The sequence below is a fragment of the Flavobacterium amnicola genome, from assembly GCF_004122165.1.
Lineage (GTDB): Bacteria > Bacteroidota > Bacteroidia > Flavobacteriales > Flavobacteriaceae > Flavobacterium > Flavobacterium amnicola.
In genome coordinates this window covers 243,305-267,039 of the sequence record NZ_SBKO01000002.1, presented here as the reverse complement: position 1 = coordinate 267,039, position 23,735 = coordinate 243,305, and the positions used below count along the sequence as shown (strand labels likewise).

The window sequence follows — 23,735 nt, the reverse complement described above, 5'->3', positions numbered from 1 at the left end:
AGCTTGTCGATGAGTCATTTTTAAAATAAAATCTATGAACAAAATCAAAATATATACCTCGCTTATACTAGTTTTAACGATTCAATTTTCCTTCGCCCAAAAGAAGGATGATAATATTGGTACCGAAGTGGTAAACGTTGTAAAACCTTACACACCGACCATTTCTGATGCCTATAAAGTCAAAGAAGTACCTGTCTTAGACGATACGGAAACAGCCAATAAAGAAGAAATAAAATATAAAATTTTCTCTTTTCCAGTAGCTTCTACTTTTGCTCCTGCAAAAGGAAAAGCTGCAGCGGTAGACAAAGCTAAAGAAGAAAAATTATTTCCAAATTACTTAACCGTTGGTTATGGAAATTACAGCACTTTAAATGCCGAGTTATTTGTAACTCACGAACTCGATAATTATCAGTATGCAGGAGGTATGTTTCGCTATTTAAATTCAGATGGAGGTGTAAAAGGAGCTGTTTTAGATAATGGTTTTTATGATGTCTCGCTTGGCGCAATGTATGGCTACAACAAAGAAGATACTAGCTTTAAATTGGATTTGGGCTATCAAAGAGAAGGCTATTACTGGTATGGTTTACCATTGAAAAATCCGAATTTCAATCCTGTTGTTATCGATACAATAAATCCGAAACATGTCTATAATACCTTCAAAATTGGTTCTGAATTGGCAATTACAAAAAGTTTTTTTGAAAAACTAAATGTGAATTATATTGGTTTTTCAGATGATTATGGATCTCGTGAAAATCGTTTTATCGTCAAGCCTAACTTTAATTTTGATTTAGGAAATACTGCTGTAAAAATGAAGTTTAATTTGGATTATGCGAACACTAGCTTCGATACTAATTACGCAATTACTACTCCAATTCCGAATGTGGCAACGAATATTGAAAAATCGAATCTTATTTTTAGTGGAAACCCAAGTTTTACCATTCTGAAAGATGATTTATCTATCGAATTAGGGGCGGAAGTTGCTTATCATGCTCGTCTTAAAAATACCTTCTCAGGGGTAAATGAAGGAAATGATAACGGAATTTATGTTTATCCGAAAATTAAAGCGTCTTATAAATTAGTGGGTGATTTAATGGTTTTTGTGGCGGGTGCTGAAGGTGGTTTACAACAAAATACATATGAAAACTTTGTGACGCAAAACAAGTTTTTATCTCCAACATTAGATATCAATCCAACCGATAATAAATTCAATATTTATGCAGGTTTGAGAGGGAAATTAGCAAATTCTGTAGCCTATAATTTGAAAGCTTCCTATGATACTTCAAACAATAAAGCATTGTTTAAAAGTAACGAATATCTTTCGGCACCTTCACAAAATTACAGCTATGGAAATTCTTACAATGTTGTGTACGATAATTTGAAAACTATTTCGTTTTATGGCGAATTAAAAGCCGATGTGAATAAAAACATAGCGCTTGGGATCAACGGACAAGTAAGTGCTTATGACACTACTTTTCAAGAAGAAGCATGGAATTTGCCTACTGTAAAAGTGACTTTTACTTCCGATTTTAATGTTGGGCAAAAGTTCTACGCAGGAACACAATTATTTTATGTTGGCGAGCGTAAAGATCAGTTTACCAATTTTAACGGCTTTACAAATCCAGATACTATCCAAACTTTGGAAGGGTATTTTGATATCAATGCACACGTTGGGTACAAACACAATGATCGCTTGACGTTTTTCTTAAAAGGAAACAATTTAGCCAATCAAAACTATCAAAAATGGTTAAATTATCCGGTACAAGGCGCACAAGGGATTATAGGGGCCAGCTATAAGTTTGATTTTTAAAAGAGAAAATTAGATTAGCAGACTTCTTAGATTTTTAGATACTTTTGAAAATTCTAGGAAGTCCAAATTTCTTAGTAGTCTAACAATCTATTAAATGACTTTAAAGCAAACAATACATTCCCAATATTCTCAAATCATTCAGGACAAAATCGATGTTTTTCAAGACATGATTGCCGGTTTAACAGAAGATTCGAAAAATGATGCCAAAGGTTCTGCAGGTGACAAGCACGAAACGGCATTGTCAATGATGCATATCGAACAAGAAAAACTTACTAACAAACTAAAGGAAGCTATCGAACAAAAGACTATCCTGGACAAGCTAGACGCTTCAAGTATCCATAAAAATGTAGGCTTAGGCAGTTTGGTGAAAACTAATAAATTAACCGTCTATATTAGCACCGCTTTACCTAAAATTGCTATTGACGGTCAAAATATCTTCGGAATTTCTCCACAATCTCCCTTAGGAATGCAATTAATGGGAAAAAAGGTCGGTCATGATTTCCAATTAAATTCGGTAGAATACACAATCATCGATATCGTTTAAATTACAATTTCTAACCTTTTCTCCTTTTTTAAATTATCAGAAGTTACATAATATTTAGTTTATTCTTCTTAAAGTTTTAAAATGTAACTAAAATTAATTTTTTAGTTTTAATATACAATCTTAAACTGCAATTTTGTTTCAGATATAAATAATAATGTAATTAAAACTGAAATAAAATGTGTGGAATTGTATGCGCCTTTGACTTAAAGCAAAAATCAGAAACCTTACGACCTCAAGTATTGGAAATGGCCAAGATTATCCGTCATCGCGGACCGGATTGGAGTGGGATTTATAGTGATGATAAAGCCATTCTAGCTCATGAACGTTTGGCTATTGTCGATCCCGCTTCTGGAAAGCAACCTTTATTAAGTGAGGATAAAAAATTGATTTTGGCTGCAAATGGTGAAATTTATAACCATAGAGTTTTACGCAAACAATTTGAAGGCAGATATACTTTTCAAACGGAAAGCGATTGTGAAGTGATTTTAGCGTTGTACCAAGAAAAAGGTGTTCATTTTGTGGATGAACTTAACGGAATTTTCGGTTTCGCCATATACGATGCTGAAAATGATGAATATTTCGTAGCGCGTGACCATATGGGAATTATCCCGTTATATATTGGTTGGGACCAACACGGTACGTTTTATGTGGCTTCCGAATTAAAAGCATTGGAAGGATTTTGTACTAAAATTGAATTATTTCCACCAGGACATTATTTGTCTAGTAAAGACGGCCAATTTGTACAATGGTACAAAAGGGAATGGACAGAATTTGAGGCGGTGAAAGAAAACCAAACCAATATTCAAGAATTGAAAGAAGCTTTGGAAGCAGCTGTACATCGTCAACTAATGAGTGATGTTCCTTATGGGGTATTGCTTTCGGGCGGATTGGATTCTTCTATCACTTCTGCAATCGCCAAAAAATATGCACAAAAAAGAATTGAATCTGATGATACGACTGAAGCCTGGTATCCACAACTGCATTCTTTTGCAGTAGGGTTAGAAGGTTCTCCCGATTTGAAAGCGGCTAGAGTAGTGGCTGATCATATTGGAACGATTCACCACGAAATTAAATTTACCATTCAGGAGGGACTTGATGCTGTTCGAGATGTGATTTATAACTTAGAAACGTACGACGTCACTACGGTTAGAGCTTCTACACCAATGTATTTAATGGCGCGCGTGATCAAATCGATGGGAATTAAAATGGTGCTGTCGGGTGAAGGTTCTGATGAATTGTTTGGCGGGTATTTGTATTTTCATAAAGCCCCGAATGCCAAAGAATTTCACGAAGAAACTGTCCGTAAATTGGGTAAACTTCATATGTATGATTGCTTGCGTGCAAACAAAAGTTTAGCGGCATGGGGAATTGAAGGACGTGTACCGTTTTTAGACAAAGAATTCATGGATGTAGCCATGCGTATCAATCCTCAAGACAAAATGATTAACGGAGAACGTATGGAAAAATGGGTACTTCGTAAAGCTTTCGAAGAAATGTTACCGGAAAGTGTGGCGTGGAGACAAAAAGAACAATTTAGCGATGGGGTAGGCTATAGCTGGATTGATACTTTGAAAGAAGTGGTAGCAGAAGCAGTATCCGATGAACAATTGGCGAATGCGAAATATAAATTTCCATTGCAAACGCCAACGTCCAAAGAAGAGTATTATTACCGTTCTATTTTTACCGAACATTTTCCAAGTGACGCTGCAGCTCTTTGTGTGCCACAAGAAGCGAGTGTAGCTTGTAGTACCAAAATCGCTTTAGAATGGGATGAAGCTTTTAAAAACTTGAATGATCCTTCAGGTAGGGCAGTGGCGAATGTGCACGAAGAGGCCTATGTAAAAGAAATAACAATTTAAAGTTAGGTTATATAACTTGAAACTTCCATATAAATTCACACTACGATGAATAGGAAGTTAAAACCTCAATTAGTCCTTACTGATTGGGGTTTTTTTAAATTGTTTGGGTGAAATATTATTTTTTAATTTAAAAAAAATCAATTTTAAAGGCTTTAAATCAATTTTTTCATTTCACTTTTTTTTGGGATTCAAAAACAACAAGCAAATCCATTTTAAGACTATTTTTAATCGATTTAAGGCATTATCTCGTTATTAACAGTTGTTGATAACTTCGAGGTGTTTTGCTGTTTTTTCTGTTAAAATTGATACCTATTTGCTTATATTTGCGTGTTTGACAAAATAATGCAATTTCGAAAAAGATAATATGAGCGAAGAACAAAAAAAGAATAGTTATTCGGCCGATAGTATTCAGGCGCTAGAAGGAATGGAGCATGTTCGTATGCGTCCTTCGATGTATATTGGAGATACTGGAGTTAGAGGTTTACACCACTTGGTTTATGAGGTAGTAGATAACTCTATCGATGAGGCGTTAGCTGGTCATTGTGATACCATTGGTGTAATTATAAATGAAGACAATTCCATTTCTGTAGAAGATAATGGTCGTGGTATTCCGGTAGACATGCACAAAAAAGAAGGTGTTTCTGCTCTTGAAGTAGTAATGACCAAAATTGGTGCCGGTGGAAAATTCGACAAAGATTCGTATAAAGTTTCTGGAGGTCTTCACGGAGTTGGGGTGTCATGTGTTAATGCACTTTCTGACCATTTACGTGCTACAGTTCACAGAGAAGGAAAAATCTACGAACAAGAGTATGAAAAAGGAAAAGCGATGTATCCGGTGAAACAAATCGGAACCACTGATAAACGTGGAACTGTCGTTACTTTTAAACCAGATGGGACAATTTTTACCCAAACCTTAGAGTATTCTTATGATACGTTGGCGGCTCGTATGCGTGAATTATCTTTCCTGAATAAAGGAATTACTATAACGCTGACCGACAAACGTGATATTGATGATAAAGGACAAGTAAGAAGCGAAGTATTTCATTCTAAAGAAGGATTGAAAGAATTCGTTAAGTTTTTAGATGGAAACCGTGTGCCAATCATTGGTCACGTAATTTCAATGGAAAACGAAAAAGGAGAAATTCCTGTTGAAGTAGCTTTGATTTATAACGAAAGTTACTCGGAAAACATTTTCTCTTACGTAAATAATATTAATACACATGAAGGAGGAACTCATTTACAAGGTTTCCGTATGGGATTAACCCGTACGTTGAAAAAGTATGCCGATGCTTCTGGATTGTTAGATAAATTAAAATTTGAAATTTCAGGTGATGACTTCCGTGAAGGGTTAACTGCAATTATTTCGGTAAAAGTGGCAGAACCGCAATTCGAAGGTCAGACCAAAACGAAATTAGGAAATAGAGAAGTAGTTTCTCCCGTTTCGCAAGCTGTTGCGGAGATGTTAGAAAACTATTTGGAAGAAAATCCGAATGATGCGAAAATCATTGTTCAAAAAGTAATCTTAGCAGCCCAAGCCCGTCATGCAGCGAAAAAAGCTCGTGAAATGGTGCAACGTAAAACCGTTATGGGTGGTGGAGGTCTACCAGGTAAATTATCAGATTGTTCTGAACAAGATCCAGAAAGATGTGAAATTTTCCTTGTCGAGGGAGACTCGGCAGGTGGAACGGCTAAACAAGGTCGTGACCGTGCCTTTCAAGCTATTTTGCCATTGCGTGGTAAGATTTTGAACGTTGAAAAAGCAATGCACCATAAAGTATTCGAAAACGAAGAGATTCGAAATATATTCACCGCACTTGGTGTAACTATTGGTACAGCAGAAGACAGTAAAGCCTTAAACTTAGAAAAGTTACGTTACCACAAAGTAGTGATCATGTGTGATGCTGATATTGACGGTAGTCACATTTCTACCTTGATTTTAACGTTCTTCTTCCGTTTTATGAAAGAATTAATCGAAGAAGGTCACGTGTATATCGCGACTCCACCTTTATATTTGGTGAAAAAAGGAAATAAAAAAGAATACTGCTGGACAGAAGCACAACGTGATGCAGCCAATGAAAAAATGGGCGGTGGAGCAGGAATTCAACGTTATAAAGGTCTTGGAGAGATGAACGCTGAACAATTGTGGGAAACGACTTTAAATCCAGATTTCAGAACGCTTAGACAAGTGAATATCGATAGTTTAACTGAAGCGGATCGAGTGTTTTCAATGTTGATGGGTGACGAAGTACCGCCACGTAGAGAATTCATCGAGAAAAATGCGGTGTACGCAAATATTGACGCATAATAAAATAACCGAATAAATATATAAAAATGAAAGTTACAATAGTTGGAGCTGGAAACGTAGGGGCAACTTGCGCCGATGTGATGGCTTATAGAGGAATTGCAAGTGAAATCGTATTGTTAGACATTCGTGAAGGTTTTGCAGAAGGTAAAGCATTAGATATTACACAATGTGCAACCAACACAGGTTTTAATACAAAAGTTACTGGTGTTACTAACGATTATAGTAAAACTGCTGGAAGTAATGTAGTAGTAATTACTTCTGGAATTCCTAGAAAACCAGGAATGACGCGTGAGGAATTAATCGGAATTAACGCTGGAATTGTAAAATCAGTTGCGGAAAACTTATTGCAACATTCTCCAAATGCTATTTTCGTAATTGTATCAAATCCAATGGATACGATGACTTATTTGGCATACAAATCATTAGGACTACCTAAAAACAGAATCATCGGTATGGGTGGTGCTTTAGATAGCTCACGTTTTAGAACGTATTTATCGTTGGCTTTAGACAAACCAGCAAACGACATTTCTGCTATGGTTATTGGTGGTCACGGAGACACTACTATGATTCCGTTAACACGTTTGGCTTCTTATAATGGTATTCCAGTTTCTCAATTTTTATCACAAGAGCAATTGGATAAAGTAGCAGCTGATACTATGGTGGGTGGAGCTACTTTAACAGGATTGTTAGGAACTTCAGCTTGGTATGCGCCAGGAGCTTCTGTAGCGTATTTGGTAGATTCTATCTTGAACGATCAAAAGAAAATGATTGCTTGTTCTGTTTTTGTAGAAGGCGAGTACGGACAAAACGACATTTGTATCGGAGTACCATGTATTATCGGTAAAAATGGAGTAGAAGAAATTTTAGATATTAAACTAAACGATGCTGAAAAAGCTTTATTTGCGAAGTCTGCCGATGCAGTTCGTGGGATGAATGATGCTTTGGCTTCGGTTTTGTCATAAGTATTTCAAAATAAAACAAAAAAGACTGCTTTTTTTGCAGTCTTTTTTTTCATATTAATCAATAAATAAATTGGTTAATCATTTTCAGAATTATATATTTGCACGTTTTGTAAAAATGGGGTGGTGTTTTCCGCTTTATTTTTTATCAAACTAACCAAAACTAAATTAAAAGAATTAATTAATTTTTACACAGAATGCAAAATAGAGGACTAATTAAGTTTTTTGCAATTTTATTTGCTCTTGTAAGTATTTATCAACTTACATTCACTTTTGTTGCTAGCAAAGTTAAAAGTGATGCAAAAGCTTTTGCAAACGGAAATCAAGAAAAAGAAATCAAATATCTTGATTCTATTGGTAAAGAAAAAGTGTTTAGCTTAGGATTTACTGATTTCACTTATAATGAAGTGGCTGACAAGCAAATTAACAAAGGTCTTGACCTTGAAGGAGGTATTAACGTAACGCTTCAAATTTCGGTTAAAGACGTATTGAAAACGTTAGCAAACAATACTCAAAATCCAGTATTCAACAAAGCGTTAGCCGATGCTAAAAAGAATCAACAAGGAAATCAATCTTTTTTAGATGCCTTTTATGATGCTTTCGAAGCTGCTTCTGCAGGTACAGGAACAAAATTATCATCTCCAGATGTTTTTGGAAACAGAAATTTAGCAGATCAAATCAACGATACAAAATCAGAATCACAAGTAAAAGCAGTTATCGCTAAAAAAGTGGATGAATCTGTAGAAAGTGCTTTTGGAGTATTACGTGAGCGTATCGACAAATTTGGTGTAACACAACCAAACATCGTAAAATTAGGAAACACTGGACGTATCTTGGTAGAATTACCAGGTGCTAAAGATGTAGATAGAGCTAAAAAATTATTGTCTTCTACAGCTCAATTAGAGTTTTGGGAAACGTATAAAGTAGAAGAAGTAGGAAACTACTTGATGGCAGTTAATGATGCTTTGAAAAAAACTGAAAAAACTGTTGTTGCAAAAGATACTACAGCTAACAAAGGTTCTAAAATAAATGAATTATTAGGAGCTAAATCGAAAGATTCTGCTGCTGCAACTAAAGGAAACAATCCTTTATTTGATAAATTAATGCCTTTCCAACAAGGTGGAACAGTAATCGGAATGATTGCTGTTAAAGATACTGCTGCCGTAAATGCTTATTTTAAAAGAGCTGATATCAAAGCAATGTTGCCAAGTAATTTAGCTGATGTTAAATTTACGTACGGTAAAGCAAAATCGGATGAAGCAGAAGCTGTTGAAGTATATGCATTAAAAGGAAACAGAACCAACACACCTCCAATGAGTGGAAGTGTATTAGTGGAAGCTGCTGATACTTTTGACCAAATGGGTAAACCTGCTGTTTCGATGCAAATGAACGGTAAAGGAGCAAAAATTTGGGAAGAATTAACAGGAAGAGTATATTCTCAAAAAAATAGTATTGCTATTGTTTTAGATAATATAGTGTATTCGGCACCTGGAGTAACTTCAGGACCAATTGCTGGTGGACGTTCAGAAATTTCAGGTTCTTTTACTTTAGAAGAAACGAAGGATTTAGCTAATGTATTACGTGCGGGTAAATTACCAGCAGCAGCAGAGATTGTTCAATCGGAAGTTGTAGGACCATCTTTAGGTCAAAAAGCAATTGATAACGGTACTACTTCTGCATTAGTAGGATTATTATTAGTAGCGTTATGGATGTTAGTATATTACGGAAAAGCAGGTTGGTATGCTAATATTGCTTTAGTGATCAACTTATTATTCTTATTCGGAATTTTAGCAAGTTTAGGTGCTGTATTAACATTACCAGGTATTGCAGGTATCGTATTAACATTAGGTACTGCGGTAGATGCGAATATTATTATTTACGAAAGAGCAAAAGAAGAATTGCGTCACGGTTTAAGTTTAGTGGATGCTGTTAAAAAATCGTTTTCTTGGACAGGTGCTATGCGTTCTATCATTGATGCTAACGTAACACACGTATTAACAGGTGCTATCTTATATGTTTTTGGTACTGGACCAATTAAAGGTTTTGCAACAACTTTATTAATCGGTATCGTAACATCTTTATTTACTTCGATTTTCATTACAAGAATTTTATTAGATAGAGCAGTTGCTAAAGGAACTAAATTAGAATTCGCTAACTCGTGGTCAAAAAAATGGTTTACAGGATATAACTTCGACTTCTTAAAAGTTAAAAAATTCTCTTACGGTTTCTCATTAGCAGTAACAGTAATCAGTTTGGTTTCTATTTTCTTTGTAAATGGATTAGACCAAGGGGTTGATTTTGTTGGAGGTAGAACATTCCAAGTGAAATTCGAAAAACCAGTTGTGGCTTCTGAAATCGCTGAAGAATTATCTAAAGTATATGGAGTTACAACGGAAGCTAAAGTATTTGGTGGTTCTGATCAATTAAGAATTACAACTAAATATAAAATCGAAGAAGAAGGTGTAGCAGTTGATGAAGAAGTAAACAAAATGTTATTTGAAGGATTATCGAAACATTTCCCAGGAATGACTTATGAGAAATTCATCACTTTAACAGAAGGAAAAACATTAGGTATGTTGTCTGGATCTAAAGTAAGTGCGGCTATCTCTAACGATATTAAAACAAACTCATTCTGGGCAGTAATCGGAGCGATGTTAGTTGTTGCTTTATACTTAGTAGTTTCTTTCCGTAAGTTAGGATACTCATTAGGAGCTTTAGCAGCGGTAGCACACGACGTAATCTTCGTATTAGGAGTATATTCATTATGTTACAAATTCATGCCTTTCCACATGGAAATGGATCAGCATTTTATTGCGGCTATCTTAACCGTAATCGGATACTCTATGAATGATACCGTAATTGTATTTGATAGAATTCGTGAGTTCTTAGCGGGTAATTTAAAAGGTGATTTCAAACATATTGTAAACGAATCTATTAATACTACCTTATCAAGAACAATCAATACATCATTAACAATGATTTTAGTATTGGCAATTATGTTCGTTTTTGGTGGAGAATCAATTAGAGGATTCATTTTCGCCATGTTAATTGGAATTGTAATTGGAACTTATTCTTCTTTATTCATCGCAACACCAGTATTGGTTGATACGTTGTCTAAAAAAGATAAAGAAGAAATTGAAAAAAGACACGCTGAATTAAACAAATAATTCAGAAGTTTTAAATATTTTTAAAGTCCCAAGCAATTGGGACTTTTTTTTGTTATTGATGATTGAGGACGTGGTCTGAGATTCTCGAAGTCCGAAGCCACAATATTAAAATCTATTAATTATGGAAACAATTACTTGGAACGATTTCGAAAAAGTGGAAATGCGAGTTGGAACTATTATTGAAGTCAACGATTTTCCGGAAGCTAGAAAACCAGCATACCAACTTGTAATCGATTTTGGACCAGAGATCGGAATCAAAAAATCATCGGCACAAATTACAAAATGTTATTCGAAAGAAGATTTAGTGCAAAAACAAATTGTTGCCGTGGTGAACTTTCCTAAAAAGCAAATTGGTACGTTTATGAGCGAATGTTTGGTTTTAGGATCGGTTGGGTTAGAAAATGAAATAATACTGCTAACAAGTGATAAAACAGTAGAAAACGGACTGCGAATTGCATAAAAAAAGCCTAAAATCGTTAGAATTTAGGCTTGTTACTTTATTTTTTTGACAATTAATTAAATATCGTCAAAATCAATATCGGTAAAATTCGTGCGAGGTTCATCCGTTAGTCCCTCATTTTGATATTCTTTTTTGAAATCTTTTTGATGACGTTCCGAAATTACTTCTTCTCCTTTTTGATTTAAAACAAATTCGGTCATTTCATCAAGAATATCTCTAAAGGCAGCAAAATCTTCTTTGTATAAATAGATTTTGTGTTTTTTAAAGTGAAACGAACCATCTTCTTCAGTGAATTTTTTACTTTCTGTAATGGTTACATAGTAATCATCAGCTTTAGTTGAGCGTACGTCAAAAAAGTACGTTCTTCTTCCTGCACGTAGTACCTTAGAAAAAATTTCTTCTTTTTCTAACATATCATTTTCGTTCATTCTCATTCTATCAAATTTATTTTTGTGTTGTGATGCCCAAATTTGATAAAAAAAATAGTGACAACCAAACTATTTATAACAATTCTTTTTCGGAAATCTGTTTTAAATAAAGTGCGGCATAATATCCTTCTTGACTTATTAATTGATTGTGAGTGCCTTGTTGTACAATCTTGCCGTTATCTAATATGAAAATTTTATCGGCATTTTTGGCCGATGATACACGATGACTTACAATAATTGTTGTTTTTCCTTGGCAAATGGTTTCGAGATTATTTAAAATTTCTTCTTCCGTTTCTGTGTCAACTGCCGATAAACAATCATCAAGTAATAAAATTTGATGGTCATTTACAAGGGCTCTAGCGATGGATACGCGCTGTTTTTGTCCACCCGATAGCGAAATACCCCTTTCGCCCAATAGCGTTTCGTATTGCTCTTTAAAATGAATAATGTTATCATGAACATCGGCATTTTTTGCTGCCACAACAATTTCTTCATCGCTGGCATTTTCTTTGCCAAATTTTATATTGTTTTTAATAGTATCCGAAAATAGAAAGGCATCTTGGGGCACCACACCAATGCTGGAGCGGAGGTTTTCTAAGTTGATATCTATAATATTATGACCGTCTACTAATATATAGCCTTCAGTAGGGTCGTATAAACGACTTAATAACGATAAAAGTGTTGATTTTCCAGAGCCCGTTCGGCCAATAATAGCAACGGTTTCTCCTTTTTTTATCTCAAAGGAAACGTTATCTAGTGCTTTAATATTAGTATCTTCATACGTTAGGGAAACATTATGGAAGGTGATATTGCCTTCAATAGTAATTGGTTTTGCGTTATTATTTTGAATCTCAGGTTCAATTTTTAAAAACTCATTGATACGTTTTTGTGACGCTTCTGCCTCTTGAACTAATGAAGAAACCCAACCAATAGAAGTTACCGGCCACACCAGCATATTAATATAGATGATGAACTCTGCTATAACCGCAATTTTGGTAATACTTCCGTTGATGTACATATAACTTCCCAATGCGATCACTAATAAATTGCTAATTCCAATCAATAATAACATCAAAGGACCAAAAAATGCTTGAGTTTTGGCCAATTCTAAGCTCTTTTCATTGCTTTTTAAAGATAACACATCAAATGCGGATTGGATTTTATTTTCAATACTGTAGGATTTCACCACTCGTATTCCTGAAAAAACTTCTTGGGAGTAACTTGATAAATCAGATAAATTTTTTTGAAAAGCCAAACTCTTTTTGTTGATGGATGTGCTCAGTTTGAAGATGAAATAGGCTAAAATGGGAAGTGGGAGTAGCGTTAGTAAAGTTAGTTGTGGGGATACTTCCGCCATATAAATAATTACAATCGCAAATCTAATAATCGTATTTATAGTATACATTACGGCAGGTCCGACATACATTCGTACACGCCCAACATCTTCACTGATTCTGTTCATTAAATCACCGGTGTGATTGTTTTTATAGAAATGCTGTGTTAACAGTTCGTATTGCTTAAATACCACGTTTTTCATGTCAAATTCGACATGTCTTGACATTACAATCAATGTTTGTCGCATTAAAAAGGTTAAAATACCTGAAGCTAAAACAGCAAGAGAGATATAAAAGATGTTTTCAATTAGTAACTCTTTGATGGCTTGTGGGTTGGTTTGGTTCTGTTTGAGGTAGTCTTCTACTGCTGCAATCGACTTACTAATTAATTTAGGAGAAACCAATGAAAAAAATTGTGCTACAATTGTTGCTAAAATACCACCGAAAAAATGAAATTTATATTTCAGAAAGTAATGGTTAATTTGCTTAAGTTCTTTCATTTATGTGTTTAAATTTGATTTTTGTTGTGAAATTTGCAATGAAAAATACAATTTTGTTGAATTATTTACGAATAATAAAATTATTAAAAATGTAATGAAGTTAGAATATTTTACTTTAAAATTGCAAACATTTGATTTAAAACTGTACTTTTGCATCGGTTTTTTATAAATCTAAAACAAAAATAACATTCAATATGATCACTGAATCTTTAAAAGCTAGTGAACTTCATAAAGTAGACCCAGTTTTTGGTCAACTTTCTTTTGATAATCACGAACAAATTGTTTTTTGTAACGACAAAGATACTGGTTTAAAAGCAATTATTGGTATACACAATACTGTTCTAGGACCTGCACTTGGCGGAACTAGAATGTGGAAATACACAAACGAATGGGAAGCGTTAAATGACGTTCTGCGCTTGTCTCGAGGAATGACTTACAAATCAGCTATTTCAGGATTGAATTTAGGTGGGGGGAAAGCAGTTATTATTGGAGATTCTAAAGTAGATAAAACTCCAGAAATGATTATTAAATTCGGTCAGTTTGTGAATTCTTTAAGTGGTAGATATATTACTGCTGAAGATGTTGGTACAACGACTCCAGATATGGACTTAATCCGTCAGCATACTACTCACGTAACCGGTATATCGGAAGCAATCGGTGGTTCAGGAAATCCTTCTCCAGTAACAGCTTACGGTGTTTATATGGGAATGAAAGCGGCTGCAAAATATAAATTTGGTACTGACAACCTTGATGGGAAACGCGTATTAGTTCAAGGTATTGGACACGTAGGAGAAACATTAGTTGACTATTTAACTGCCGAAGGAGCAAAAGTGGTTATTTCTGATATTAATGAAGCACGTTTACAAGAAATTGGTAATAAATACGGAGCCAAAATATTTTCAGGGGATGATTTATATGCTGCTGATGTAGATATTTATGCGCCTTGTGCTCTTGGAGCAACGATTAATGATGACACAATTGGAAAATTAAAAGCACAAGTGATTGCAGGTGCTGCTAATAATCAGTTGGCAAACGAAATCAAACATGGACAAATGCTTAAAGATAAAGGTATTTTATATGCACCAGATTTCTTAATTAACGCCGGTGGAATTATAAATGTATATGGAGAAATTGCTCATTACGGTAAAGACGAAGCAATGCGTAGAACTGAAAATATCTACAATACCACGTTAGAAATTTTCGATTATGCAGATGCTAATAAAATTACAACACACGAAGCAGCCTTTAAAATTGCTCAAAATCGTATCGATTTAAGAAAAAAAGAAATAGCAAAATAAGTTTGTTTCAATAATAATTAAAGCCTTCTTATTTATATAATGAGAAGGCTTTTTCTATATTAAACTTTTTTATATTTGCAGACAACTAAATATACCCGTTTTATGAAATACATTACTTTATTGTTGTTTTTAGCGACCTCTATGTCAGCGCAATATGTTTCTGAAGCTCCTTGGATGAAAGCATTAGCGAATAAAAACGAAACTGCTTCCATTGAAGAAATGAAACAAGCTTATGATAATTATTGGTCAACACATGATAAAAATGCAAAAGGGAGTGGTGCAAAATTATTCATGAGATGGTTAAATAATAATGAAAATCAATTAAACGATGATGGTGCTATTTTAACAAGCCAACAATTATTGGATATTTTTAATAAAGAAAAACTAAATCGTGCTGCGAATAGATCATCACTAGCAGCAACAAGTAACTGGCAGCCTGTTTTTGGAACTTTACCTTATAATTCAAATGGTCAAGGTAGAATTCAAGCTGTTGCTGTGGATCCAACGAATCCAAATATCATATATGTTGGTACTCCTGCAGGAAGTTTATGGAAATCAACCAATGGAGGAACTTCTTTTGTTTCGTTATTTGATGAATTTCCTCAAATTGGAGTTTCCGGAATTGCAATAGATCCAAATAATACCAATATTATTTACATTGCTACTGGCGACCGAAACCATTCGGATACTAATTTTGCTGGAGTATATAAATCGACAAATGGTGGTGCAAGTTGGACAATAACAGGAACAATCTCTGGACCGTCTAGAGCTTCGGATATTTATGTTAATCCATCGAATTCTAATATGGTTTGGGTGGCTACTAGTTCTGGGGTATATAAGTCAATAAATGCTGGTACAAGTTGGACAAGAACATTAACGGGCAATATTAAAGATATTAAAATCAAACCAACAGACCCAACAGTGGTATATGCGGTTTCGACTACTACATTTTACAGATCTACAGACTCTGGAAGTACATTTACTGCTGTAACAACTGGATTACCTGCGACTTCAGGACGATTAGTAATTGATGTTACCCCTGCGAATGCAAATTATGTTTATGTATTGAGCTCAACTACTTCTGATGGGTTTCAAGGAGTGTATCGTTCGGTAGATTCAGGAGTAACTTTTGCAGCTAGAAATACCACTACTGATGTGAACGAATCAACTCAATCTTGGTATGATTATGCTTTAGGTGTATCTGATACTAATGCAGAAGAAATTTATACGGGTTGTTTGAACGTTTGGAAATCGACAGATGGAGGTACTACACTAACTCGTGTGAATGTTTGGAATTCAGTTACTCCATCCTATACACATGCTGATATTCATATCTTACGTTTTTTTGGTAATAAATTATATTGTGGAAGTGATGGTGGAATTTACGTATCAACAAATGGGGGTACTAATTTTACTGATTTGACCAAAACAATTCAAAACCAAATTGTTTACAAATTAGCAGTTGCGAAACAAACATCAACAAAAATAATGACAGGGCATCAAGATAATGGGTGTCATGCGTACATTAATAATAATCAATGGAAAAGAATTCAGGGTGGTGATGGAATGGATGTTGCGATCGATCCAAACAATCAAAATACGCTATATGGATTTATTCAATACGGAGGTTCATTGTATAAAAATACTACAGGTGGCATAAGTAATTCATCATTTATATGTAGTGCTCCTGCAGGAGAAACAGGAACCAATGATTCAGGAGGTAACTGGGTAACACCAATGGCAATCAATAGTTTAGGGGAATTATATGCTGGATATACACAATTGTATAAGTTAGTAAGTAATGCTTGGGTGCAACAAAATGTTACTAGTTTTGGTACAGGAGATGTAGAATTAGTAGAAATTGACCCGAGTAATGACAATATCATGTATGTTATTAACGGTTCTCAGATCTATAAAAGTACTGATAAAGGAATTAATTTTACTTTGATATATACTGCTTCGTCTGCTGTGACATCTTTATGTGTACATTCTACTTTAAGTAATGTGGTATACATAACTACGAGTGGTACTTCTGGACAGGCATTAAAATCAACGGATGGTGGTGCTACTTTTACAAATATTGCGTCAGGATTGCCTTCAATTGGCAAGTTTTGTATTAAACATCAAGCTTTAAATTCAAGTAATCCCTTATATGTTGGTACTAATTTAGGAGTGTATTATATTGACGATACGATGTCAACATGGCAAGCATTTGAAACAAATTTACCGAATGTTAAAGTAACCGATTTAGATATTAATTATGTAGATAATAATATTACAGCGGCTACTTTTGGACGTGGGATATGGCAGTCTCCTTTACCAGCATTATTAGGAACTACCGAGTTTATGCTTGAAAATATTTCCATCTTTCCAAATCCATTTAACGATGTTTTCAATATTAGATTGGGTAATGTAATTCCGGAGAAAATTGAAATTACAGATATCATGGGTAAAGTAATATTTGTAAAAAATGATTTCACAGCTACTTCTGAAACGACTATTGATTTAAGAAATTGTTCTAATGGAATTTATTTGGTAAAAATCATCGCAGATGGGAAGTATAGCACTAAAAAAATCATTAAAAATTAATGACTAATTAAATTAGTGTTTTTATCTCTTTATAGATTTAAATAAAATTGTATTTTTGTGAAGCGAAAGAAATTCTTTCGCTTCCTTAATTTTAAAAGTTCTTACACAGGTGTTAAATAGAAGACATATTCGACTAAAGGTGATGCAAACACTATATGCCATGCATCAAAATCATTCTGATAATATTGAAAAAGAAGAAAAATTCTTGTTTCAAAGTATCGAAAATGTTCAAGATTTGTATCTTATCATGGTTTCTACTTTGGTAGAAATTAGAAAAAAAGAATTGGAATTCCTTGAAATTTCAAGAAACAAACATTTAGCAACTAAAACTGAGAAAAATCCAAATTTAAAGTTCGTCAGTAACAAAGTACTCCAATTGTTAGATGATAATAATTCGTTATCCATTGCTTTAGAAAATCGTAAAATCAACAACTGGAAAGTGAATGATGAGTACATCACTATTCTTTTAAACGAGATTAAAGAAAGTAACATATATGATGAATATATGAGTAAAAGTGCTTCTAATTTCGATGACGATAAAGAATTAGTAATTGCAATTTTCACTGATATCATAGCACCTAATGTTAAGTTATACGAGTACTTGGAAGACCATAAATTGACTTGGATTGATGATATTCCTTTGGTGAACACTCTTATCCACAAACAATTAAAATCTATTCAAGATACTGATAACGGAAATTTCTTTGTGCCGAAATTGTATAATGATACCGAAGATAAAGAGTATGTTTCACAGCTTTTCAGAAAAACAATTCTAAACGAAGACGCTTTAGGAAAAGAATATGCCGATAAGACCCCAAATTGGGAGTCGGATCGTATTGCCGAAATCGATTCTATTATTTTAAAAATGGCTATTTGTGAATTGTTAAAATTTCCATCTATTCCCGTCAAAGTAACAATTAACGAATATTTAGAATTAGCTAAAGAATATTCTACTCCAAAAAGTTCTATATTTATCAACGGAATTTTAGATAATTTAGTAAAAGATTTTACCGCCAATGGCAAACTTAAAAAAGCCGGTCGCGGATTAATGTAATTATTGATTTATGATTAAAAATAGTATCAAAATGATTGCTCTTGTAGCAATTTTAGCATCGACTTCATGTAAAAACAAAGAAGAGTTTGCATCAATTGTAATTGACGAAAACAATAAAGTGATCCCTCAAAATTTATCAAGCGATACTTTTGGTATGCAAGAGTCGCTTGAACAACAAAATAAAAATAAAATCAAAAACTATCCTATATTGGAAATTGTTGGTGGTGAAATTTTTGATTTTGGAACCATAAAGGAAGGTGAAATAGTAAATCACGTTTTTAAAGTAAAAAATACGGGAAAAACCGATTTAGTAATCATGAATGCGCAAGCCAGCTGTGGATGTACTATTCCTGATTGGACTAAACGACCTATTTTACCAGGAGAAGTTGGTGAGATAAAATTTTCATTTAATTCTACGAATAAACCAGGAGAGCAAAAAAAATCGATTACACTTTCAACCAATACAGAAGAAGGACATGAAGTCCTTAAGTTTAAAGCCTTTGTAACACCAAAAACTAAATAAAAATGACTCAAATTGCACAGTTTTTACCATATATATTAATGTTTGTGGTAATCTATTTTTTTATGATTCGACCACAACAATCAAAAATTAAAAAAGAAAGAGAATTTGAAGCTTCACTAAAAGTAGGAGACAAAATTGTTACTAAAAGTGGTATGCATGGTAAAATAGCAGAATTAGCGGATACTACGGTTATTGTTGAAACCATGTCTGGTAAAATAAAAATGGAACGTTCTGCAATTTCTGTTGAATTATCTGCAGCAGTAAATAAAAAGTAATTTGTTCTAATCAAATAAAAAAGAGAGCCTTTCAATTGAAAGGCTCTCTTTTTTTATCGGTATTTGTCATTCAAACCAATTCCTTCGGCAATTAGTGGTTTTATTTTTTCCAAACGTGTGAGTTTTGTTTTCTCTTGTTTGGCAGTATCAATGTATTCTACAAATTCTTTTTTCTTGGTTAAATTGAATTTTTCAAAAGCATTGGTAAGTTTTTCTTCTATTAAATACGCTTGAAAAAATTCCGACATAACCAATGGTGATTTTTCGGGTTTATGTACTTTTCCTTCTTTTTCAATTTCGATAGCTTCCAGAAGATAAGCTAACACTTTTTTCTCGTCAATTTCTTCGAAAGCATTAAATCGCCACTGACGTTGTGCTTTGGTGACTCCTTCGTTGCCGCTTACTAATACTTGATAAGGGTCTTTTAAGAAAACACCATTAAAAAACCATAGGCCAACATACGATTTAAAACCACCCAGCCCCACAATATTTTTATCGTTATAGGTATACACAATGCCACCCCATTTGGTGGTTTCTACTAAAGGGGTTTTGGAAATGATCGATTGTAAAAATTCTATTTCTTTATCCCACAATTCATTACTGTGCCAGGTTTTTAATTCCTTATCCATGTTTTCCGAAGTTAATTCAGACCAATTTTATTTCTGCTTCGCAACAATTTGAGCGATTTCTACAATAACATTGATGGCACTTTGAATGCTTTCCACCGGAACGTATTCGTATTTCCCATGAAAGTTATGTCCTCCTGCAAAAATATTAGGACAAGGTAATCCCATGTACGACAAACGAGAACCATCAGTACCACCACGAATTGGTTTTACAATTGGAGTGATACCCAAATTTTTCATGGCTTTTTCGGCAATGTCTACAATGTGCATTACAGGTTCCACTTTTTCACGCATGTTATAGTATTGGTCTTTAATTTCGATTTCAACGATATCACCGCCAAATTGTTTGGCATATTTTGCATTTAAATCGTCAATCATTTTTTGAACATGAACTTTTCTGGCTTCAAATTTGGTTCGGTCGTGATCACGAATGATCATTTGTACATTAGTGTCTTCAATACTTCCATCTAAATGCACGACATGGTAAAACCCTTCATAATCTTGTGTTTCTTCTGGTGTTTCTCCTGCTGGTAAAGCAGTAATGAATTTAGCAGCCAAAGTCATCGCATTAATCATTTTTCCTTTAGCATAACCAGGATGCACACTTTTTCCTTTGAATTTTAATTTGACACCGGCCGCATTGAAATTCTCGTATTCTAATTCGCCAATTTGACTTCCATCCATTGTATAGGCCCAATCGCAACCAAATTTTTCCACATCAAAAAAGTCGGCGCCACGACCAATTTCTTCATCAGGTGTAAATCCAACTTTGATAGTTCCGTGTTTGATGTGCGGATTTTGGATTAAATATTCCATTGCTGTAACGATTTCAGTAATACCCGCTTTATCGTCAGCACCTAATAACGTTGTTCCATCAGTAGTGATTAAAGTTTGTCCTTTGTATAAAAGTAAATCTTCAAAATAAGAAGGAGACAAGACAATATTTTTTTCAGCGTTTAAGATAATATCGCCACCATCATAATTTTTAACGATTTGTGGTTTCACATTCGCTCCGGTAAAATCGGGTGTAGTATCAAAGTGAGAAACGAATCCAATTGTTGGTACTTTTTCATCTATATTACTTGGTAAGGTAGCTTGAATGTACGCTTTATCATCGATGGAAACATCTTGTAAACCAATGGCTTTTAATTCTTCTACAAGTTTATTGGCTAAATCCCATTGTTTGGCAGAACTGGGTGTGGTGTTTGAATTTGGATCTGCCTCGGTGTCGACAGTTACATAGCTTATAAAGCGGTCAATGATATGTTGCATTTTTTTTATTTTTAAAGAACAAATATAGTTTAAAATTGGTTTTTATTTAGCCAATTTTGACACTTGTCATGTTTAAAGAACCAGCCAATAAATGATTATTGAACAAGGAAAGAGATTCGGAGGGTTGTTGTAATCCTAAAGTATAAATCAAGGGCAAAAAATGATCAGGGGTTGGTATGGCCTGTTGAATCGCTTTGCTTTGTTTTTCATAAGAAAGTAAAGGTTTGTAATTGGTTTCTAGTAAATAGTTATTGATGGTTTCATGCGCTTCAATCGCCCAATCATAGCCATAATCGACTTTGTTGATATTGGCAAAATCGACCATTCCTAAATTGTGTACAATATTTCCACTTCCGACAATCAAAATGCCTCTATTTCTTAAGGATTGAAGTTTTTTAGCCAATTCAAAATGATATTCAGCAGGTTTGGTATAATCAATACTCAATTGAATTACAGGAATATCGGCATTTGGATATAAATGTTTTAAAACGCTCCAGGCGCCATGGTCCAAGCCCCATTGATGGTCTAAATCTACATTTACAGGTTCTAAAAGTGCTTTGGTTGTTTCCGCTAATTCAGGACTGCCAACAGCATTGTATTGTACTTGATAAAGTGCCTCGGGAAATCCGCCAAAGTCATGAATAGTGGACGGAAACTTCATAGCGGTTACTTTGGTGCCTTTAGTGTACCAATGTGCCGAAACACATAAAATAGCATTCGGTTTTGTAATGGTTTTGGCGATATTTCGAAATCCGGCTACAAATTGATTTTCTTCAATCGCATTCATCGGACTCCCATGTCCAAGAAATAAAACAGGCATTTTTTCCGTTAAAGGAAATTGTGAAATTAAAGTATCTAATTGATTTAGATTCATGATTTTATTTTTGAGACATAAATATAATCAGAAATTTAAACAAAAATACTTACTTCAATCACTTGCTCTTTTTCTAATTTGCATTTTGATCTAACATCTGCTTTTAAGGGTAGTAAATAGGTATTTTGTTTCGTGTCAAACCAAATTGCAGTTTTCCACTCGTGTTGCTCTATTTTTGCAAACGCTTTTAAACGTCCCCAACCTTCTTCTTGCCATTTAAGATGCTCTCTAATTTCTTTTGAAATATCTTGAGGTAAGGAAACAAAATACCAACCATTTGGCCCCTCATACTGCCATATTTTTGCAGAAAAATCATATTGAATGAAGTTGGACATTTTAGTGTTTTACTTAACTTCTAGTTTAGATTTTAATTCTTTTAAATAGACAAAAATTTCTCTATCAGTGGTATCTAACGCAGTGTGTCCATAATCATCTTCAATAAAAATATCAGCACCATTTTCGACCAAAAGTTTTACCAAATTAAATTGTTTTCTGTTGGAAGCCATCATCAAAGTAGTCCAACCATTTCGACATAATGCATTAACATTTGCTCCTTTTTCAATTAGAATTTGAGCAGTTTTTGTGAGTCCATAAAATGCTGTTTTGAAAAGTGCCGTATTGTTTTCGTCATCTACTTTGTTTATATCAGCTCCATTATGAATTAGTAAAAGTGCAATTTCTTCTTGATTACTCTGAATAGCTTTCATTAATAAAGTTTGTTCCCACTTTCCTACATAATCGATGTCTCCACCTTCCTTTAAATATTTTTGTACTATTTCAATTTTCCCTGTTTCGACGGCCTTTTCAATTTTTTTTGCGTAATTATTTGGAATAATTCCGGCTTTTAATTCATTTTTTTTGGATTCAATTTGTTTAATTTCAAATGGATATACATTTTGGGTATGATGATCAATTTCTAAAGTTATGTAGTTATTACCATATTTTATTTCCCAATCCTTTTCACCATATCCATCAATTAATTGATCGGAAGTTGATTCTATTAATTTTTCAAGTTCAATTTCTGAAATACTTTCCTCTAAAGAATAAGTTATAACACAGTAAACGCTGTTGTTATCGATATCTACTTTGAATTCTATTTTAGAGTTTATAATTATTGCATTTTCAAGATCCTCTTCAATCCATTGGTGAATCTCACTTTTCGATTCATTTAACTTTTTAACAGCATTTTGTAGTTCGTTATCAAAAACAATACTTGAATTCTTATGATCAATTAAAACGGTATTATATTTCAGTGTAATTTTCATGAACTATATTAGATTAAACACTACTATTTGATTATAATTTCAAATTTGTCTAATAATCCTTTCACATTTTCATTGGAAAAAATCGCTTTTTTAAGTTTGTTTTTTACAGGATTGATAGAGAAGTTTTGACTAGAGTAAAAATCGGCTTTGGTTAAATTAGTATCTGAAAATACCGCCAATCGAAGGTTGCAATTGTCAAATAAGGCTTCGGTTAAATCGCTTTCCATAAAATCGACCGAAACCATACTGCAATTGGTAAACTGCATTCCTTTCAATTTTAACTTATAAAACATGGCATAATCCAACAAACAATTAGTGAAATGAAATTCATAAATTACTTGGTCGGTCATGGCAAAATTAACTCCTGTAAAATCGGAATCGATAAACATGACTTGTCGCAATCCTACATGACCAATTTTAGCTTCTTTAAAATTGCAATGGTTAAAAGTACAATCGACAAATATGGCACCCGTAAAGTTACAATCGGTAAAATCACAATAGTTAAAAGTACAATTTTCGTATTCGTTATTACAAAGTTGGTATTTTGAAATGGTTGTGTGTTCAAATGTCTTATCGAAAATGAATTCGCTCATAGT

20 protein-coding genes are annotated in these 23,735 nt (G+C 33.8%); 12 read left to right on the top strand and 8 right to left on the bottom strand.

All coding sequences use genetic code 11. The features are described 5' to 3' along the window. Positions 1-34: 34 nt before the first annotated feature. The 7 genes from EQG63_RS06715 to EQG63_RS06685 all read left to right on the top strand — a co-directional run bounded on the left by EQG63_RS06715 (position 35) and on the right by EQG63_RS06685 (position 11,101). Positions 35-1,807, top strand: coding sequence for a TonB-dependent receptor (locus tag EQG63_RS06715; protein ID WP_129435590.1), 1,773 nt, complete (start codon positions 35-37; stop codon positions 1,805-1,807). Between the two features lie 94 nt (positions 1,808-1,901). Then, positions 1,902-2,351, top strand: a complete 450-nt coding sequence (locus EQG63_RS06710; protein WP_129435589.1) for a GreA/GreB family elongation factor — start codon at positions 1,902-1,904, stop codon at positions 2,349-2,351. A 176-nt stretch (positions 2,352-2,527) separates the two neighbouring features. Then, on the top strand, positions 2,528-4,210 hold the full coding sequence (gene asnB, locus EQG63_RS06705) for an asparagine synthase B (protein ID WP_129435588.1): 1,683 nt from the start codon (positions 2,528-2,530) through the stop codon (positions 4,208-4,210). Positions 4,211-4,574: 364 nt separating this feature from the next. After that, positions 4,575-6,515, top strand: coding sequence for a DNA topoisomerase (ATP-hydrolyzing) subunit B (gene gyrB / locus EQG63_RS06700; protein ID WP_129435587.1), 1,941 nt, complete (start codon positions 4,575-4,577; stop codon positions 6,513-6,515). 26 nt (positions 6,516-6,541) lie between these two features. Further along, positions 6,542-7,477 carry a malate dehydrogenase gene (mdh, locus tag EQG63_RS06695; protein WP_129435586.1) on the top strand — a complete coding sequence of 312 codons (936 nt, stop codon included), beginning with the start codon at positions 6,542-6,544 and terminating at the stop codon, positions 7,475-7,477. Positions 7,478-7,671: 194 nt separating this feature from the next. Next, positions 7,672-10,641, top strand: a complete 2,970-nt coding sequence (gene secDF, locus EQG63_RS06690; RefSeq protein WP_129435585.1) for a protein translocase subunit SecDF — start codon at positions 7,672-7,674, stop codon at positions 10,639-10,641. A gap of 121 nt (positions 10,642-10,762) precedes the next feature. After that, positions 10,763-11,101: a tRNA-binding protein gene (locus EQG63_RS06685; RefSeq protein WP_129435584.1), complete on the top strand. Its 339-nt coding sequence runs from the start codon at positions 10,763-10,765 to the stop codon at positions 11,099-11,101. A 56-nt stretch (positions 11,102-11,157) separates the two neighbouring features. Here EQG63_RS06685 and EQG63_RS06680 read toward each other — a convergent pair whose 3' ends face one another. Next, on the bottom strand, positions 11,158-11,529 hold the full coding sequence (locus tag EQG63_RS06680; protein ID WP_164974487.1) for a PUR family DNA/RNA-binding protein: 372 nt from the start codon (positions 11,527-11,529) through the stop codon (positions 11,158-11,160). Positions 11,530-11,602: 73 nt separating this feature from the next. Next, a complete protein-coding gene (locus EQG63_RS06675) occupies positions 11,603-13,363 on the bottom strand; it encodes an ABC transporter ATP-binding protein (protein ID WP_129435582.1) in 1,761 nt (586 codons plus the stop codon). Between the two features lie 194 nt (positions 13,364-13,557). Here EQG63_RS06675 and EQG63_RS06670 point away from each other — a divergent pair, with 194 nt between their 5' ends. From EQG63_RS06670 to yajC, 5 genes are all read left to right on the top strand, one after another. Next, entirely contained in the window at positions 13,558-14,661 is a 1,104-nt protein-coding gene (locus EQG63_RS06670; protein WP_129435581.1) for a Glu/Leu/Phe/Val family dehydrogenase, read from the top strand. Positions 14,662-14,763: 102 nt separating this feature from the next. Next, a complete protein-coding gene (locus EQG63_RS06665) occupies positions 14,764-17,250 on the top strand; it encodes a T9SS type A sorting domain-containing protein (RefSeq protein ID WP_129435580.1) in 2,487 nt (828 codons plus the stop codon). A gap of 142 nt (positions 17,251-17,392) precedes the next feature. Beyond that, the gene (gene nusB, locus EQG63_RS06660) at positions 17,393-18,304 is read left to right on the top strand and encodes a transcription antitermination factor NusB (RefSeq protein WP_129435579.1); all 912 of its coding nucleotides are present in this window, start codon (positions 17,393-17,395) and stop codon (positions 18,302-18,304) included. Between the two features lie 10 nt (positions 18,305-18,314). Then, complete coding sequence (locus tag EQG63_RS06655) at positions 18,315-18,827, top strand: DUF1573 domain-containing protein (RefSeq protein WP_129435578.1); 513 nt, start codon at positions 18,315-18,317, stop codon at positions 18,825-18,827. 2 nt (positions 18,828-18,829) lie between these two features. Next, complete coding sequence (gene yajC / locus EQG63_RS06650) at positions 18,830-19,102, top strand: preprotein translocase subunit YajC (RefSeq protein WP_129435577.1); 273 nt, start codon at positions 18,830-18,832, stop codon at positions 19,100-19,102. 53 nt (positions 19,103-19,155) lie between these two features. Here yajC and EQG63_RS06645 read toward each other — a convergent pair whose 3' ends face one another. The 6 genes from EQG63_RS06645 to EQG63_RS06620 are packed head-to-tail and all read right to left on the bottom strand — an operon-like array spanning position 19,156 to position 23,732. Then, positions 19,156-19,731, bottom strand: coding sequence for a YdeI/OmpD-associated family protein (locus tag EQG63_RS06645; RefSeq protein WP_129435576.1), 576 nt, complete (start codon positions 19,729-19,731; stop codon positions 19,156-19,158). Positions 19,732-19,758: 27 nt separating this feature from the next. After that, positions 19,759-21,000, bottom strand: a complete 1,242-nt coding sequence (pepT, locus tag EQG63_RS06640; protein ID WP_129435575.1) for a peptidase T — start codon at positions 20,998-21,000, stop codon at positions 19,759-19,761. Positions 21,001-21,046: 46 nt separating this feature from the next. Continuing rightward, on the bottom strand, positions 21,047-21,874 hold the full coding sequence (ygiD, locus tag EQG63_RS06635; protein ID WP_129435574.1) for a 4,5-DOPA-extradiol-dioxygenase: 828 nt from the start codon (positions 21,872-21,874) through the stop codon (positions 21,047-21,049). 35 nt (positions 21,875-21,909) lie between these two features. Further along, entirely contained in the window at positions 21,910-22,209 is a 300-nt protein-coding gene (locus EQG63_RS06630; protein WP_129435573.1) for a DUF1905 domain-containing protein, read from the bottom strand. 9 nt (positions 22,210-22,218) lie between these two features. Then, the gene (locus EQG63_RS06625; RefSeq protein WP_129435572.1) at positions 22,219-23,139 is read right to left on the bottom strand and encodes an ankyrin repeat domain-containing protein; all 921 of its coding nucleotides are present in this window, start codon (positions 23,137-23,139) and stop codon (positions 22,219-22,221) included. 23 nt (positions 23,140-23,162) lie between these two features. Continuing rightward, positions 23,163-23,732, bottom strand: a complete 570-nt coding sequence (locus EQG63_RS06620; protein WP_129435571.1) for a pentapeptide repeat-containing protein — start codon at positions 23,730-23,732, stop codon at positions 23,163-23,165. Between the last annotated feature and the right edge of the window lie 3 nt (positions 23,733-23,735).